The organism is Nitrincola iocasae, from assembly GCF_008727795.1.
GTDB classification, from domain to species: domain Bacteria; phylum Pseudomonadota; class Gammaproteobacteria; order Pseudomonadales; family Balneatricaceae; genus Nitrincola; species Nitrincola iocasae.
Genome location: NZ_CP044222.1, coordinates 1,386,100 through 1,400,957 on the forward strand (window position 1 = coordinate 1,386,100; position 14,858 = coordinate 1,400,957).

At 49.2% G+C, this 14,858-nt stretch carries 14 protein-coding genes; 7 read left to right on the forward strand and 7 right to left on the reverse strand.

Features of this window, described 5'->3' with window-relative positions; all coding sequences use genetic code 11:
* Positions 1-2: 2 nt before the first annotated feature.
* From F5I99_RS06370 to F5I99_RS06385, 4 genes are read right to left on the reverse strand one after another with little or no spacing between them, the layout of a single operon-like run.
* A complete protein-coding gene (locus F5I99_RS06370; protein ID WP_151054207.1) occupies positions 3-1,364 on the reverse strand; it encodes an MFS transporter in 1,362 nt (453 codons plus the stop codon).
* The gene (locus F5I99_RS06375) at positions 1,361-2,599 is read right to left on the reverse strand and encodes an SAM-dependent methyltransferase (RefSeq protein WP_151054209.1); all 1,239 of its coding nucleotides are present in this window, start codon (positions 2,597-2,599) and stop codon (positions 1,361-1,363) included. Before F5I99_RS06375 ends, F5I99_RS06370 begins: the two co-directional genes overlap by 4 nt.
* Complete coding sequence (locus F5I99_RS06380) at positions 2,596-3,390, reverse strand: DUF1365 domain-containing protein (RefSeq protein WP_151054211.1); 795 nt, start codon at positions 3,388-3,390, stop codon at positions 2,596-2,598. Before F5I99_RS06380 ends, F5I99_RS06375 begins: the two co-directional genes overlap by 4 nt.
* Positions 3,387-4,757: an NAD(P)/FAD-dependent oxidoreductase gene (locus F5I99_RS06385; protein WP_151054213.1), complete on the reverse strand. Its 1,371-nt coding sequence runs from the start codon at positions 4,755-4,757 to the stop codon at positions 3,387-3,389. Before F5I99_RS06385 ends, F5I99_RS06380 begins: the two co-directional genes overlap by 4 nt.
* A gap of 132 nt (positions 4,758-4,889) precedes the next feature.
* Between F5I99_RS06385 and F5I99_RS06390 the strand changes: the two genes are divergently transcribed.
* Genes F5I99_RS06390 through F5I99_RS06420 form a run of 7 tightly spaced genes read left to right on the forward strand, consistent with a single transcriptional unit; the run spans position 4,890 to position 10,230 of the window.
* Positions 4,890-5,495 carry a sigma-70 family RNA polymerase sigma factor gene (locus tag F5I99_RS06390; RefSeq protein ID WP_151054215.1) on the forward strand — a complete coding sequence of 202 codons (606 nt, stop codon included), beginning with the start codon at positions 4,890-4,892 and terminating at the stop codon, positions 5,493-5,495.
* On the forward strand, positions 5,492-6,145 hold the full coding sequence (locus F5I99_RS06395) for a ChrR family anti-sigma-E factor (RefSeq protein WP_151054217.1): 654 nt from the start codon (positions 5,492-5,494) through the stop codon (positions 6,143-6,145). Before F5I99_RS06390 ends, F5I99_RS06395 begins: the two co-directional genes overlap by 4 nt.
* 8 nt (positions 6,146-6,153) lie before the next feature.
* Positions 6,154-7,557, forward strand: a complete 1,404-nt coding sequence (gene phrB / locus F5I99_RS06400) for a deoxyribodipyrimidine photo-lyase (RefSeq protein WP_151059002.1) — start codon at positions 6,154-6,156, stop codon at positions 7,555-7,557.
* 44 nt (positions 7,558-7,601) lie between these two features.
* Positions 7,602-8,120 carry a retropepsin-like aspartic protease family protein gene (locus tag F5I99_RS06405; protein WP_151054219.1) on the forward strand — a complete coding sequence of 173 codons (519 nt, stop codon included), beginning with the start codon at positions 7,602-7,604 and terminating at the stop codon, positions 8,118-8,120.
* Positions 8,121-8,134: 14 nt separating this feature from the next.
* Positions 8,135-8,494: a HopJ type III effector protein gene (locus tag F5I99_RS06410; RefSeq protein ID WP_407670331.1), complete on the forward strand. Its 360-nt coding sequence runs from the start codon at positions 8,135-8,137 to the stop codon at positions 8,492-8,494.
* Between the two features lie 5 nt (positions 8,495-8,499).
* Entirely contained in the window at positions 8,500-9,828 is a 1,329-nt protein-coding gene (locus tag F5I99_RS06415; protein ID WP_151054221.1) for a deoxyguanosinetriphosphate triphosphohydrolase, read from the forward strand.
* A 27-nt stretch (positions 9,829-9,855) separates the two neighbouring features.
* On the forward strand, positions 9,856-10,230 hold the full coding sequence (locus tag F5I99_RS06420) for a translation initiation factor Sui1 (protein WP_151054223.1): 375 nt from the start codon (positions 9,856-9,858) through the stop codon (positions 10,228-10,230).
* Here the strand turns inward: F5I99_RS06420 and F5I99_RS06425 are convergent.
* The 3 genes from F5I99_RS06425 to F5I99_RS06435 form a co-directional block, all read right to left on the reverse strand.
* Positions 10,211-12,505 carry a bifunctional diguanylate cyclase/phosphodiesterase gene (locus F5I99_RS06425; RefSeq protein WP_151054225.1) on the reverse strand — a complete coding sequence of 765 codons (2,295 nt, stop codon included), beginning with the start codon at positions 12,503-12,505 and terminating at the stop codon, positions 10,211-10,213. The genes F5I99_RS06420 and F5I99_RS06425 overlap by 20 nt on opposite strands.
* 225 nt (positions 12,506-12,730) lie before the next feature.
* Positions 12,731-14,134: an ABC transporter ATP-binding protein gene (locus tag F5I99_RS06430; protein ID WP_151054227.1), complete on the reverse strand. Its 1,404-nt coding sequence runs from the start codon at positions 14,132-14,134 to the stop codon at positions 12,731-12,733.
* The gene (locus F5I99_RS06435) at positions 14,134-14,811 is read right to left on the reverse strand and encodes an ABC transporter permease (RefSeq protein ID WP_191905962.1); all 678 of its coding nucleotides are present in this window, start codon (positions 14,809-14,811) and stop codon (positions 14,134-14,136) included. The genes F5I99_RS06430 and F5I99_RS06435 overlap by 1 nt, the downstream gene beginning before the upstream one ends.
* Between the last annotated feature and the right edge of the window lie 47 nt (positions 14,812-14,858).

Consider the following 14,858-nt stretch of genomic DNA (forward strand, 5'->3'; position numbering starts at 1 on the left):
GGCTACACCCTGCAAGCAGCAGACTGATCAGGAGCAACAGGCTTAGTCGGTAGATCATCGTTAGGGCTCCGGTCAGATCGTTGGGTTAGTCGATGCATAATGGCCTTGTGGTGACGACTTTTAATTGGAAACTGCCATAGCATGATGATGGCGACACACTTTAATACGCTGGGAAGCAGGGCATAGATCAGCCCCAGTGCCAGTACCGGAGCAGCTAATTCTGGTGTAAATCCGGCCAGTTCCAGTAACCCCAGTGCCACCAGTGCTGCCAACGCCAGCGCCAGTTTGGTGGCAGCATTCCAGAGAGCGAACAGCAAGCCAGTTTGTCGGCGGCGGTAGCGGAATTTATCCCAGTCGGTCACTTCGGCCTGAATAGCATGGGGCAGCGCTAGATCTGCCCCTAGTGCCGTACCGGTAATCATGCAAATAAGCACAAACCAATAAGTATCACCCGGTCCCAGCCAGGCGGCTGGCAGAAACGCCGTAATTGCCATCAGCATGGCCACTTGCCAGAGCAGCACCTTGTCCAGGTGCCTGCTCAGCTTTAGCCAGATCGGCAGGGCACAGCCAGCCGCGACAAAATAGATCAGAATAAAAATGGGCCGGATGGTCGCTTCAAGTCCGAGTACCGAGGTGATGTACAAGGGAAACAGGACAGCAGGAATACCGTTCGCCACCCCATTGGTAAACCAGGCTGTCACTAAACGCATGGCAGGGCGGTTTTTGATCAAATCGCGCCAGTGGCCTTGTAACAATTTTTCACTTGGCTGGGGGCCGGGCAGATGGGTCAAGAGTCGGTAAATAAACCAGCCACCTGGCAGCAGGGTGATCAACGCCATGACTTGTAACATCTGTGGGGTGCTGAGTCCGGCTAGCACCAGTAAGGGTACACTGGCTGAAATTAATAAACCGATCAGTGTCAAACCTTCACGTAATGACACCGCCCGGGTACGTTCTTCACTACTGTCGCTCAGATGACTGAGCCAGGTTATATAAGGGACTTGAACTAGCGTCCATCCCAGGTATAAAAATAGTGCCCCGAACAGCAGCGACAGGGCTGGTGCAGATGCCAGCGGGTGAATCAATAATACCAGCGAGGGTATGCAGATTACCCCCCCTGTAACTAACGTGGCTTTGAACTGCCGCGCTGAGGCAAAATCCAGCCAGCGACCGATTAGCGGATCGGTGATGACATCACTCAAGCGGGCCAGCATCAACAATAACCCAGTGAGTAATAACGGTAAACCTATCTCTTCTACATAGTAGGTCGGAAGCAGAATATAGATAGCAACGGTAGGCACGGCCAGTGGTAAGGCAGGCAGTGCATAGCTAAATAGTGCCTGACGCGAAAGCGGTTGGCTCACGAGTGCTCCATCTGGTAAAAGCCTACATTGACAGTTTTATGCCGAAAGCCGCCCTCGCAATAGGCCAGGTAATAAAGCCACATACGGCGAAAGCGCTCATCAAACCCCTGTGCCTGTACTCTTGGCCATTGCTCGATAAAATTGTGCCGCCAGATGGTCAGGGTCTTTGCATAGTCCAGGCCAAAAAACTGGCTGTCGGTGAGTTTCAGTTGCTGCTGCTCCAGTGCGGCTTGCAGGCGTGATGGACTGGGTAACATCCCTCCCGGGAAAATATAGCGTTGAATAAAATCCGGATTGCGGCGGTATTCCTCAAACCGGTCCTCAGCAATGCTGATGACTTGCAGTACCGCACGACCGCCGGGTTTAAGTACGCGTTGCAGTGTCTGGAAGTAGGTGGCCCAGTGCTCCTCTCCCACAGCTTCAAACATTTCAATCGAGACAATATGATCAAACTGTCCGTCGAGATCGCGGTAGTCGGTCAGGCTGAAGCTACACTGCTCAGACAGGCCTGCCTCGGCTATGCGCTGTTGGGCAAATTGCAACTGTTCCTGTGACAGAGTAATGCCATGCACACGGGCACCAAATTCAGTGGCGGCCAGCTCGGCAAAACCGCCCCAGCCACAGCCGACTTCCAGTACTTGCTGGCCAGGCTGCAGATCAAGCATTTGTGCAATACGTCGATATTTCTGCTGCTGCGCTTCAAACAACGACTGTTCAGCTGAGCTAAACAGGGCAGAGGAATAGGTCATGCTGGGATCCAGCCAGAGCCGGTAAAAATCGTTACCCAGGTCGTAATGGTAGGCAATATTGCGTCGACTGCCGCGTTTGGTGTTAGCGCGGCACAAATGTACAAGTCGATTAAGCAGGCGCAGCCAAAGTTTGCCGTTACTCAGGTCCGGCATCTGTCGCTCATTACCCAACGCCCAGCGCATCAATGCTACCAGGTCAGGAGAGTCCCATTCACCGGCCATATAGCTTTCGGCCATGCCGAGTTGTCCACCTTGCAGCAGGCGGCGCAGTGGACGGAAGCTGTTCAGGCGGATTTCGGCTCGGGGAGCACCCTCCTGCACTTTACCCAGTTGGAGTTGCTGGCCATTAGGCAGTTGCAGGTCCAGGGTGCCGTAATCAAGCTCGGGTAGCTGGCGCAATACACTTTTCAATAACATGCGATTAAACCAGCTATGCTCAGCAAGCAGTTCACCGGTATGCGCTAGTTGATAGTTAGAAGGCTTCATGACAGCTTGACTCCTTGTGTATTGACCAGCGAAACACAGTAGGTGGGCTGAATTGGCCGAGGCTGAACTTTCATGCCTTTGCGCCAGAGTCTCAATGCTTCCCAGTGAATGCCTCCGATTACCTTTAGGGTCATGAGCGGGTGGCGGAGGAAAGTTTTTAGTATCGATTGTTGGGTGATTTCAACCCGCCGCCCGGAGAAGGTGGCATCAAACAACGGTCCTTGGTCGTCAATTTGGCGAATCATCACGGCCAGGTTTCCATTAGGTGGCTGCAGACGGAACTGATAGGCGGTTTGCATCGGCATAAACGGTGATACATAAAACGCTTTGTCGGCCTGCTGACGTATAACCTCAGCCTTGTCTGCCTCGACAGGTATCAGGTAGCTGTGGCGTTGACCAAAGGTATTGCTGACTTCATATAAAATGGCGCTGAGGTCGCCAGATTCGTTATAGCAATAGAATACGCTTAGCGGGTTAAACACATAACCGAACAGGCGTGGGTAGCAAAGCAAACGTACAGCACCAGAACCTGTCTCGATTTTATGCTGCTTCAGAAGGCTTTTGATCTGAGTTCTCAAGGGGGTACTTGAACCATCACCATGATCACGCTGGTAAAATGCAAACAGATTGAAGCGATCAATGGATAGACATTTGAATCGATCCAGTGCCTCAAGCTCCTCTAAATCGATCAGCCAGGCACTGACCCGATAAACAAAGCGGTGATTGACCGGGCGCAGACGCTGGTGCATCACTTCGCCAAGGTAAATGCTAGAGTGTAAGGCATGGCTCATGCCACCGCCTCCCGGCATAAGCGTGATTCCGGACGGGTTCTGGGCCTGACATGAATACGGCTATTGGGGTTATCCAAATGCCAGGGGCGTTTTTTACCTCCGAGGGCCTCCGCTACGGCGAGGCCGGATTGAAGCCCGTCTTCATGAAATCCATAGCCAAACCAGGCACCGCAATACCAGGTATTCTGTACGCCCTGTAGATTCCAGAGTTTTCTTTGTGCCGCGACTGAGTCCAGGTTAAAAGCAGGGTGGTCATACAGGAAGCTACGATGGATACTACCTTCTTCTGGCTCTTCAATCGGGTTGAGTGTGACAAATAAGGGGGTGTCTTCAGGCAGGTGTTGCAGGCTATTCATCCAATAAGTCACGCTGACATCAGCGGTTTGGTCAGCTACAGAGCTGGCCAGGTAGTTCCAACTGGCCCAGGCGGCACGACGTTTGGGCATCAGCGCAGGGTCGCTGTGTAAAATGGCGCGGTTACGCTGATAGGGAAAGAGTTGCAGTAGCTGCTGTTCATCAGCAGTGGGTTCGGCCAGCATCTCTAGTGCCTGATCGGCATGACAGGCCATAACAACATGATCAAAGGTCTCTCGCTTGCCATGTAGATCTTCCAGAATCACCTGGCTGTTGTGGCGATGAATCCGATGAATGTGGCTGTTGAGCCTGACTGGATTTTTCAGTTCATGGATAATCTTGTTAACGTATTCCCGACTTCCGCCCACGACTGTGCGCCACTGTGGCCGATCTGTAAGTTGTACCAAACCATGATTCTGGCAAAAGCGCAAAAAGGTCAACGCCGGGTAATCCAGCATTTTATTAGCGGGTGTTGACCAGATGGCGGCACCCATAGGAATGAGATGCTTATAAATAAATGTGTTGCTGTATCCTTGCTGATGTAATAATTCGCCCAGCGACAGATCAGCATTGGCAGGATTTTGGGCGAAGCTGTCTGAGTGTTTGTAAAAATGTAGCAGATCCTTTATCAGCTTCCAGAAGGTAGGGCTCATTAGGTTACGACGCTGAGCAAACAAACCATTCAGGCTGGTGCCACTGTATTCGAGTAAACCTTGATCCATACTCACGGCAAATGACATTTCTGTTGCTATGCTCTCGACCTGTAATTGGTCAAAAAATTTCACCAGGTTAGGGTAGTTGACCGGATTGAATACAATAAAGCCTGTGTCGACAGCCAGGCTGCCAGTATCGGCAAGATTCACGTCGACAGTATTAGAGTGCCCCCCAGGACGGTCATCTTTTTCAAACAGAGTGACATTGTGGTTTTGGTTCAACAACCAGGCACAGGATAAGCCTGAGATGCCTGAGCCGATAACCGCTATTTTCAGGGGACGTATAACTTTTACATTCATAAAATCTGGCCTCATGCCGACGTGTCTTTAGATATGCATAGCTTACGATTCGGTATAAGCTTGTAGATCATCTGTGTTTACTAGATTTCTTTTAAGTGATCTACCCGTTTAATGGCAGCGTAGGAGTTTGCAATGCAGGAAGATGAGCCCATAGGAGGCGATGTGAACGCAGTCATCAAAATCGTGGAAGAGAAGAAAAAAAAGGAACGTGATGAGTGGTCAGCACGCCTGACTTCTCTGTCTGAAACGCAAGACAAAGCAACGTTTGCCGCTATTTTTGGTTATTTTGCACCTCGTGTGAAGGCTTATATTGTTCGCTTGGGTATGCCACTGGCTACGGCTGAAGAGGTTACTCAGGAAGCGATGTTGTCAGTATGGCGCAAAAGCCATATGTTCAACTCGGCTAAAGCCAGTGCCAGTACCTGGATTTTCACCCTGTCACGAAACCTGTGTATCGACCGTATGCGTCGTGAAAAGGCCGTTGAATATGAGTTACCTGAAGAAGAGCCAGATCCCGATCAACGTGATATGTCAGAACATGCCATCATTGAAGAACGTATGCAAAACGCTATAGCTGAATTGCCTGAAAATCAGGCCCAGGTATTGTACCTGTCGTATTACGAGGGCAAGTCTCATTCCGAGATAGCCGATCAACTTGGCATCCCTTTAGGTAGTGTAAAGTCCAGATTGCGTCTGGCTTTTAGCAAGCTCAAGGCACATTGGGGGGAGGCAGAATGAATATTCGTCACCACTTCGATGACGCCACGCTGATGGCTTATGCGGCTGGTAGTTTATCTCAGGGCATGGCGCTGTTGGTCGCATGTCATTTGCATTGGTGCCCGGAATGCTGCGAGCGAGTTCGTCAGGCAGAAGCTATTGGCGGTGTTTTATTGGATAAAATCGCCCCTTTACCCTTACATGACAGCGCTCTGGATCAATTAATGGCCCGCCTGGATGATGACATGGCGATGGAAGTTTCATCACTGGTCAAACCAGCAGAAATACCAGCGGGTGTCCCTGCTCCCTTGCATCATTACATCAATAGTTCATTAGAGCAGCTTCCATGGAAACGCCTGGGGTATGGTGTTCATCATATCGACTTGAATCTGGGGGGGAAGGGCACCACACGCTTGCTGAAAATTGCACCCGGTGTCTCCGTGCCACACCACACACACGGTGGTAATGAGTTAACCCTGATCCTGAGTGGGTCTTATACGGATGAAATTGGTCGCTTCAGTGTTGGCGATGTGGCTGACCTGGATGGCGAAGTGCATCATCAACCGTTGGTAGATACAGACCAGGATTGTATTTGTCTGATTGCTACAGATGCGCCTTTGAAGTTTACCGGGCTGATGGGTCGTTTGGTGCAACCCTTTATTGGTATGTAAGCGTGTCGATGAAACTGGTTTGGTTACGTAACGATCTGCGCCGGCTGGATAATCCGGCGCTTTTTTATGCCTGTGACACACAAGCGGGTGTGACGGCTGTGGTAACGCTAACGCCGCAACAGTGGCAGTTACACAGTGAGGCACCTGCAAGGCTGGCACTTTGGCGGGACCAGCTTATAGCTTTAAAAGCTGACCTTGCTGAGCTGAACATTGGTTTGCGGGTATTACAACTCAACCGCTTTGACCAAGTACCCGTCGCGTTGCAACAGCTGGCCACTGAATTAAAGGCGGATACTGTCTATTTTAACTATGAATACCCGCTCAATGAACGTCAGCGTGATCGACAGGTATGTGCTGAACTGGAAGCGGCTGGTGTACGCTGCCTGGGTTATCATGGCGAACTGATTATTCCCCCTGGACAGGTCGTGACCGGGCAGGGCGGGATGTTCAAAGTCTTCACGCCTTTCAGTCGCGCCTGGCGGCAGCAATACCTGCAACAGCTGCCTGAGCCCTTGGGCATGCCTGCGTGTCAGCCAGAATTGACTCCTTCGGATCGCCTTCCGGATGACTTAGGCTTTAAAGCCCTTGCGGCAGCATTGATGCCCTATGACTCTCAGCGTTGGCCAGTCGGTGAAACGGCTGTGCATGCCAGGCTGAATGATTTTATTGAGTGTGCTGTTACTGACTATGCCAGTCAGCGGGATTTTCCCGCTGTGGATGGCACATCACGTTTGTCCCCCTATTTATCCATTGGTGCGCTGTCTCCCTTACAATGCCTGCAGTGCCTTAAGGTTGAGTCTGGTAGTGATGCCTGGCTGGATAGTATCTGGATGAACGAGTTGATTTGGCGGGAGTTTTACCGACATTTGTTGGTCGCCTGGCCAAACATGAGTCGCTTGGAACCCTTCAGGCCCGAAGTGGAGCAACGTATTAGTTGGCAGCACCAACCCGCCTTATTTGACGCCTGGTGTCGTGGTGAAACCGGTTATCCCATTGTCGATGCGGCGATGAAACAGCTACTCACCACCGGCTGGATGCACAATCGTTTGCGTATGGTGGTGGCCTCATTCCTGACCAAATTGTTACGTGTCGACTGGCGTTTGGGTGCTGATTTTTTTATGGCACACCTGATCGATGCTGACTTCGCCTCTAATCTGGGTGGTTGGCAATGGGCGGCATCGGTAGGTGCTGATGCCGCTCCCTATTTTCGTATATTCAATCCCCAGATTCAGAGTGAAAAATTTGATCCAGATGGAGATTTCTTGCTGCACTGGTTACCTGAATTAACCGATGTACCACGCCGACAACGTCATCTCCCCGGAGCTGGTCAGGCGATGGGGCGTCCGGCACCGATCATTGAGTATAAATCGGCCCGGCAGTCCGCATTGGATGACTATCAACAGCGCTCCTAGGTATACTCTGATATTTTTGCATTGAAATACAGGGTATCGGCTATATGAGGCATCCGGATCAGACTCGCCACACTATTGCACGCTTGTTCCAGGTGGCGTTCTGGCTGTTGCTGCTGCTTGCCTTCGCCCTTTATTTTAGCGGCTATCTTGAACGGCGTGATCATCCTAATCAGCATCTGGCACTGGTACAAGCAGACGGGCCCGCAGAAGTTGTGTTGCAGCGTAATCGCAGTGGCCATTACATCGCACCGGGCCTGATCAATGGTCATCCGGTGGTATTTCTGCTCGACACGGGTGCGACTACGATCAGTGTGCCAGAAACTGTTGCGCGTCAGGTGCAATTGCAGCCTGGCCGGTCTAACCGCGTTACCACCGCCAGTGGTGTGATTGATGTTTACCAAACAGAGCTGAAAACAGTACAGTTAGGCAATATCCGTCTGGAAAATGTTCAGGCGCATATCAATCCGCACATGCCGTCTGACCTGGTACTGTTAGGGATGAGCTTTATGAAAAATCTTGAAATGACCCAGCGCGATGGCACCCTGACCTTGCGTATACCCTGAGGAAATTCTATTCCATGACACAACAGGCAATGACTCCCGAAATGCTGATTCAAGCCTTGCAGCAGGCTTCTGTAAACTTTACTCAGGTTATTGAGTGCTTAGATCGCTGCTATGATTTTACGCCGACAGCTTTTCGTAACGGTGAGCTGTTAAACCCGGCAGGCAGTAACAACGGCTCTTGTAAAATACTGGCATTTGCTCAGCTCCAGGGCTTGAGTGAAGCCGTCACCCTGAATGCTTTCGGTGACTATTACACTAAGGATGTGTTGCAGCATCCGGATGCTGATGATCATCAGAATATTCGCAATTTTATGCGTCATGGCTGGTCGGGTATAGCCTTTGAAGGTCAGGCACTAACACCCTGGCAGGGTTGAATAACATGGGTAAAAGCATGCAATGGTCACGTTTGTTAACCACCAAACGTTATGGTCATGAGTTACTGACAACGGAAGAGACAGGTCGAAGTCACTTTCATAAGGATACAGATCGCATTGTCTTTTCCAGTGCATTTCGACGTCTGGGACGCAAGACTCAGGTGCATCCGCTGGCATTGAATGATCATATCCATACCCGTCTGACCCACTCGATCGAAGTCGGCAGTCTGGGACGCAGCCTGGGGATCCGGGTAGGCGAGCTGCTTGCCGATCAACTGCCTTCCTGGGTGACACCGCATGATCTGGGTACCATTGTCCAGTCAGCCTGTCTGGCCCATGATATCGGCAATCCGCCGTTTGGTCATGCGGGAGAATATGCCATACGTGATTGGTTCAGGCGGCATGCCAAAGACCCGCGTTTTGAGCAGTTGAGCGAGCTGGAACTGGCTGACCTGCAAACCTTTGAAGGTAATGCCCAGGGATTTCGCGTGGTCACCCGTATTGAGAACAACCTGTTTGATGGTGGCTTGCGCTTGACCTATCCCACCCTGGGCACGCTGTTGAAGTATCCCTGGACGGTGGAGCGGGGTGGTAAACAGGGTAAGTTCAGTGTGTTCCAGACTGAAGTGGATATCCTCAATGCCTTGGGTCATGAGTTGGGTCTTATTTCACTGGGTGAGAATCATTGGTCGCGTCACCCCTTGGCCTGGTTGATGGAAGCGGCGGATGATATCTGCTATGCCATCCTCGATCTTGAAGATGCCATTGAATTGCAGATCCTCACCTTTGATGAGGTCAAGCCGATCTTGCTGCAACTTTGCGGCGATCTGAGTTTTGATGATGCTATTTTCAACTCTCAGGCCTCCGCACGGCGCAAGATCTCAGCTCTTCGTGGTAAGGCCATGGAGAACATGGTTAACGCTGCGGTGCAGACCTATTGTCAACATTATGAAGTCATTATGGATGGCTCCTTTCAGGGTGAACTGCTAAGTGATGGTGATCCCATGGTAGCTGAAGGATTAAGCACGGCAAAAAGCATCGCCCGGACCCGTGTGTTTCCTAATAATCGTAAAGCTGAACAGGAAGTGGGTGCCTACACCACTCTGGGGGTCTTATTGGATGCCTTTTGCGATGCCGTGTATGAGTCCCATCAGCAACAGGGTGAAGACTTGGGGTATCGGACTGAAAAAATTATTACGCTGTTGGGTATTCATGCCCCTCCGGCAAGTTGGCCGCTGTATGATAGTTATATGCGAGCTGTGGATTTTATTGGCGGGATGACAGACACTTACGCCAATTATTTGGCTCGCCAGATAGGCGGCGGAGTAGGTTAAGCTATACCGACTGATAGGAGGTAATGAATGGCATCATTAAAAGATCAACTCAGTGGACTGGTCTATTCCACTGAAAGCGGAAAACACTGTCCTGAGTGCGCTCAGCCATTAGCCGAGTGTATATGTGATGAGTTAACCGAGCAGTCACGCCTGGCAACACTGGATGGCATCGTACGTATCCGCCGTGAAGTGGCTGGGCGCAAGGGCAAAGGGGTGACGACCGTCAGCGGTATCCCATTGGCCGATGCTGAACTGAAACAACTGGCCAAGAAGATCAAGCAACGTTGTGGCACCGGGGGATCGGTGAAAGACGGTATTGTTGAGATACAGGGTGATCAGCGTGAGTTGATTAAGAGTTTGCTTGAAGCGGACGGATTTAAGGTCAAACTGGCCGGTGGCTGATCAGCGAAAGCTTTTCCTTGACGAAGTGAGCCAAGTCTTCTTTATCCAGCGGTCGAGCAAAATAGTAGCCTTGAAACCTGTCGCAACCAAAACGGGTAAGCATCTCCAGCTGTTCTTGGGTTTCAATGCCCTCGGCAATTACATCCATTTCTAGATTTTTACCGATAGTGACGATGCTTTGAGCCATTTGTTGAGCACTTTTGTCTGTTAGAGCTGCATCAATAAAGCTTTTATCTATTTTAAGTTCATCAATTGGCAGCATGCGTAGCATGCTCAAAGAAGAATAGCCTGTGCCAAAATCATCCATAGACAGCTGTACACCGTAGCTTTTAAGAGTATGCAAAAGCGGCAAAACGCTTGGAATATCTTCAATAAGCAAACTTTCGGTAATCTCTAGCGTCAGCCAACGACCTTCGATGTTTTCTTGCTGCATTTTTCCAATAAAGTAGCTGGCAAAATCAGGTTCGAGCAGTTGTCGCGCAGAAAGATTAATGGAGGTAGAAAAACTACGGCCAAGGGTATGGCGTATCTGCTTAATGTCTGCAAAAGTGGTTTCAATGATGTATCGACCCAGAATGGGCATTTGTCCCGAAGCTTCCGCTACAGGAATAAAGGCATCAGGCGGGACGCTGCCAAGGATTGAACTGTCCCAGCGAACCAATGCCTCCACACCATAAAAGCTGCCATCGGCGCTAATTTGAGGTTGGTAAACCATGAATAGTTCATGATTTTCCAGACCACCGCGAAGCGCCTGCTCAATGTTGACGTTCCGGAGATAGGTCTCTTGCATTGTGTCTTTAAAAATATGCACACTATTTTTAAGACGCTTGGACTCGTACATGGCGATATCGGCTGCACGCAGCAAATCATCGATACTATCACCGTGCAGGGGATATTTGGCAACACCAACACTCGCACTGACATGTAAACGCATTGAGTTGATCTGATAAGGTTTTGACGCTGTCTCAATGAGCTGCTTTGCCAAGTCCATCAGTGCGTTGTCTTCATCGACTTGTGTTAGCAAGATGAACTCATCACCTCCGTGCCGCAATAAAGCGGCCTCTTTGGGTGAAGCGGCCTGTAACCGCTGGGCAAGCTCTTGTAAAAGCAGATCACCGTGGTGATGACCAAAACTGTCATTCACGTTTTTGAAATTGTCCAGATCGACATAAAGTAGACCAAACGGGCGTGCTTCTGGGTAAATCCAGTGATGCACATTGTTTTTGAGGTAACTTCGGTTTAAAAGCCCCGTGAGTTGATCGTGGGTAGCCTGGTGCAGCAAATCGGCATTGCGCTTGGCCTCAGCGGTGGCGATGATGCGAAAGAGCACATATAGCATTCCTTCCACAGACATAAAAATCAAAAAATAGGCACCGAGTACCTTGGCAAACTCCTTCCAAAGCACCTCCATTTTAGTCATGAGCATGAACCAGAGGTTATAGTCGGTGTTATATTGGATGGAGACTAATTGAGAGGTGTCTTCCGAGCTATCCACATACGAGATGGGTTGATAGTCATGCCAAAAGCCATCTAACTCGTTGCTATGGGCTTTCGCTATCGCTTGTTTCATCGCCTCTTGTTTGCTGTTTGCAAGCAGCTCCTGGTAGGGACGGTAATCGAGTTCTTTGCCGTTACTGGCGTATTGTACGTGCATGTCTTCACGCACAATCAATGAAATATAACGGTTTTCATGGTCAATAGTTTTGACTATGTGTCCAAAAGAATCTTCCAGGCGTAAAGCTGCCGTGATAACACGATAGACGCTGCCATCAGGATTGCGTATGGCTTTGCGGATAGGAACAATCCAGTCTTGGAAGGGTTCAAAGAAATAGGTTCGTCCAAAAACCATCGTTTCTGAATCCATCACTTGCATAAATGAAGCACGAGATTGAGGTTGCTCCAGGAGGTTAGGGAAATTAGAAACATCCAGATTATTGGTAGCAAAAAGCATGTTTCCTTCAGGGTCAACCAGGGCAATGGCGATGATTGCAGGGCTTTCTTCAAGGGCTGCATTAAGCATATTCATGGCGTTTTGATTGTCTTGATAGGAGGTATCCTCTAAAAACCGATGTCCGAGGATATCCAGCATGATCTCATTGGTTCTATAAAGGGCTTGAGTGGAGCCAGCAATCAGTTTGAGAGTGTTTTCTTGGGAGTTTTTGGCGTCGGCGAAAAGCTGTTGCCACTGGGCGTAAGAGACAAAAGCAAAGTAAAGGGTAAAGAGCAGGGTCAAAATGTAGAAAATTGACCATAAGTTTTTTTTCAGAAGTGCCATAACACTGCCCTTTTATGAAATTTATCCTGAACCCCAGACCTGCCAAAGTAGTCATTGGTGTTCTGTCCCCAATCATTATTCCTAATCAACTCATTCATTGTTGTAAGAAATCAGCCATTCGTCCAGGTTTCATCAGTCATTCTGCATGTAGTAACTGATTACGTAGCATTTATCCGATTGGATGCTGACACGTTAACTCCATCTGGCAGCGGAAGGCTTTACGTGTCAAATTTGCCGGTAATGGGATTGAGATAGGTGTTTAGGTGTAATACCCTCAGGCGTCATCATGTAAGCCGATGAACCGGTCATGTGATCTAAATCCTGATCATGTGTAAATATGAGTAGAGTAAAGCATCTATTACGTTGTATTTCCATCAGTAGGTGAATGATGTGGCTACGTAAGGCGGGATCCAGTGCTGACGTAGGTTCATCGGCAATGAGAATATCAGGTTCAGTCAACATCGCTCTGGCCAGAAGTAAACGTTGTAGTTCACCACCACTCAGTCCCGTTGGTTTACGTTGCAAAAAAGCATCGTTATTAGGTAGGTGCAGTTGACATAACCATTGGCGAACTTTCGTCATGTCGACAGGTGTGGATGAAAGGCGTAAAGGCTCCGTTAGTATTTCCAATAGTGTAAAGTGTGAAGCACAAGCTGTTTTAGGGTGTTGGGATAGCAGTACACATCGGCCAGTAATATTAATGTTAGTAGCTGAAGTGTGTGGATCCCAACCGGCTAGCATACGAGCCAGGGTAGTTTTTCCAGCTCCGCTAGCCCCATAAACAAGTGTCAGGCTTCCCTGTGTTAACTGCATGTTAAAGTTTCTGAAAATGATACGACCTTGATGGTTCAAAAATAGGTTTTGCACTGAAAGAACGCTAGGTTTGTTATGATTTTTTGTTGCCTTTGGCTTAGTTGGTGGTGATATGCTTTGCATAGTTAATACGCTAGCTAGATTGTTGGTGCTGATTTGACCTTGCCTCATTTCGATGATGCGGTCACCCAATTGGTGGGCAAGATTTAGATCATGGGTCACTAGTACCATAGCTCTTTTGGTTTTTTCTTTTCTGAGTTGCTGCGTGATATGCTCACGCATGCTCTTGTCTAATGCCGCCGTAGGTTCATCGAGTAGCAGCAATTCTGGTTTACTGAGTGTGGCCAGTACCAGCAGTACACGCTGTATTTCGCCACCACTAAGATGACGAGGATAGCGCATCAATAGATTTTCGGGTAAACAAGCCTGCTGCATTAACACCTGCATAGGTAACTGACGCTGGTGTGGATTATGTTTCTGTTGTAAAGCCAAACCCTCATCAAAATGTTGCTTAATAGTCATATGAGGATTGAGATTGTCAGCTAATCCTTGAGGCAAAAGTCCAATCCGCGTATCAGTTACTCCTGTAAATACTTGACCGAAACGCCTGAACTGACCACTCCATTGACCGGGACAAAAACCTGCCATCAGTTCTAATAAAGTCGTTTTACCCGCACCCGATGGCCCTACTATGACCAAGGTTTCATTGGGAAAAACACTAAGATCTATCTGTCGTAAAAGCGGTTTTTCATCAATCTCTAGTAAAAGATCTTGCATCTGTATCAAAGCCGTTTGTGTGGTATTAGCCATATTCATTAAAAAACCGGGTCCTGTGTCGAGTTGCTGCTATTCAGCAGTAGAATCAGCCCAGTCATGGCCAGTAAGGGGCCTGGCAGTAACCACCAGAATGCAGGGTTGTGAATTTGCTCTTGGGCGTCAAGTAGCAGTCCTCCCCAACTGGGTAGGCGAGGGTCAGTCAGGCCAAGAAAAGCCAGCGCTGCACTAAGCATCACAGCACGCCTGGCATTTTGGAGAAATAGAACCACCATCAAGGGTGACAAAGGAGGCCAAATATGGCGGCGCAGAAGGTACATAGCCCCTGCACTGAAACTTTGCGCGTAAAGCACAGCATCACTGAGCAATTGTCTCTTTATTGCGGCCCTTAGGACACGGAAGTCGTCTTGCCAGCTTAATAAACTGATTAACACAATGACTGTACTAAGACTCGGCTCAAGCAAAGCAGCCAGGATCATCAGTGGGAGTACATTCGGTATTAACAGTAATATATCTGTTATTTTTAACAGTATACGATCAATGAGAGAGCCTCCAAACCTACTTAATGTAGCTAACAACAAGCCAATCAGTAAGGGCAAAAGTCCACAGGCCAATGCGATCAGTAACGTGTTAGGCAAGGCTTCTAATAGGCGCAGCCAGACATCTTGCCCAAGACTGTCGGTGCCTAGCCAATGCACTATTGAGGGTGGAGTAAGCACCTGGTTACTCATCTGGATCTGAGGCCAGTCACTAAAGTGAAGAGTCA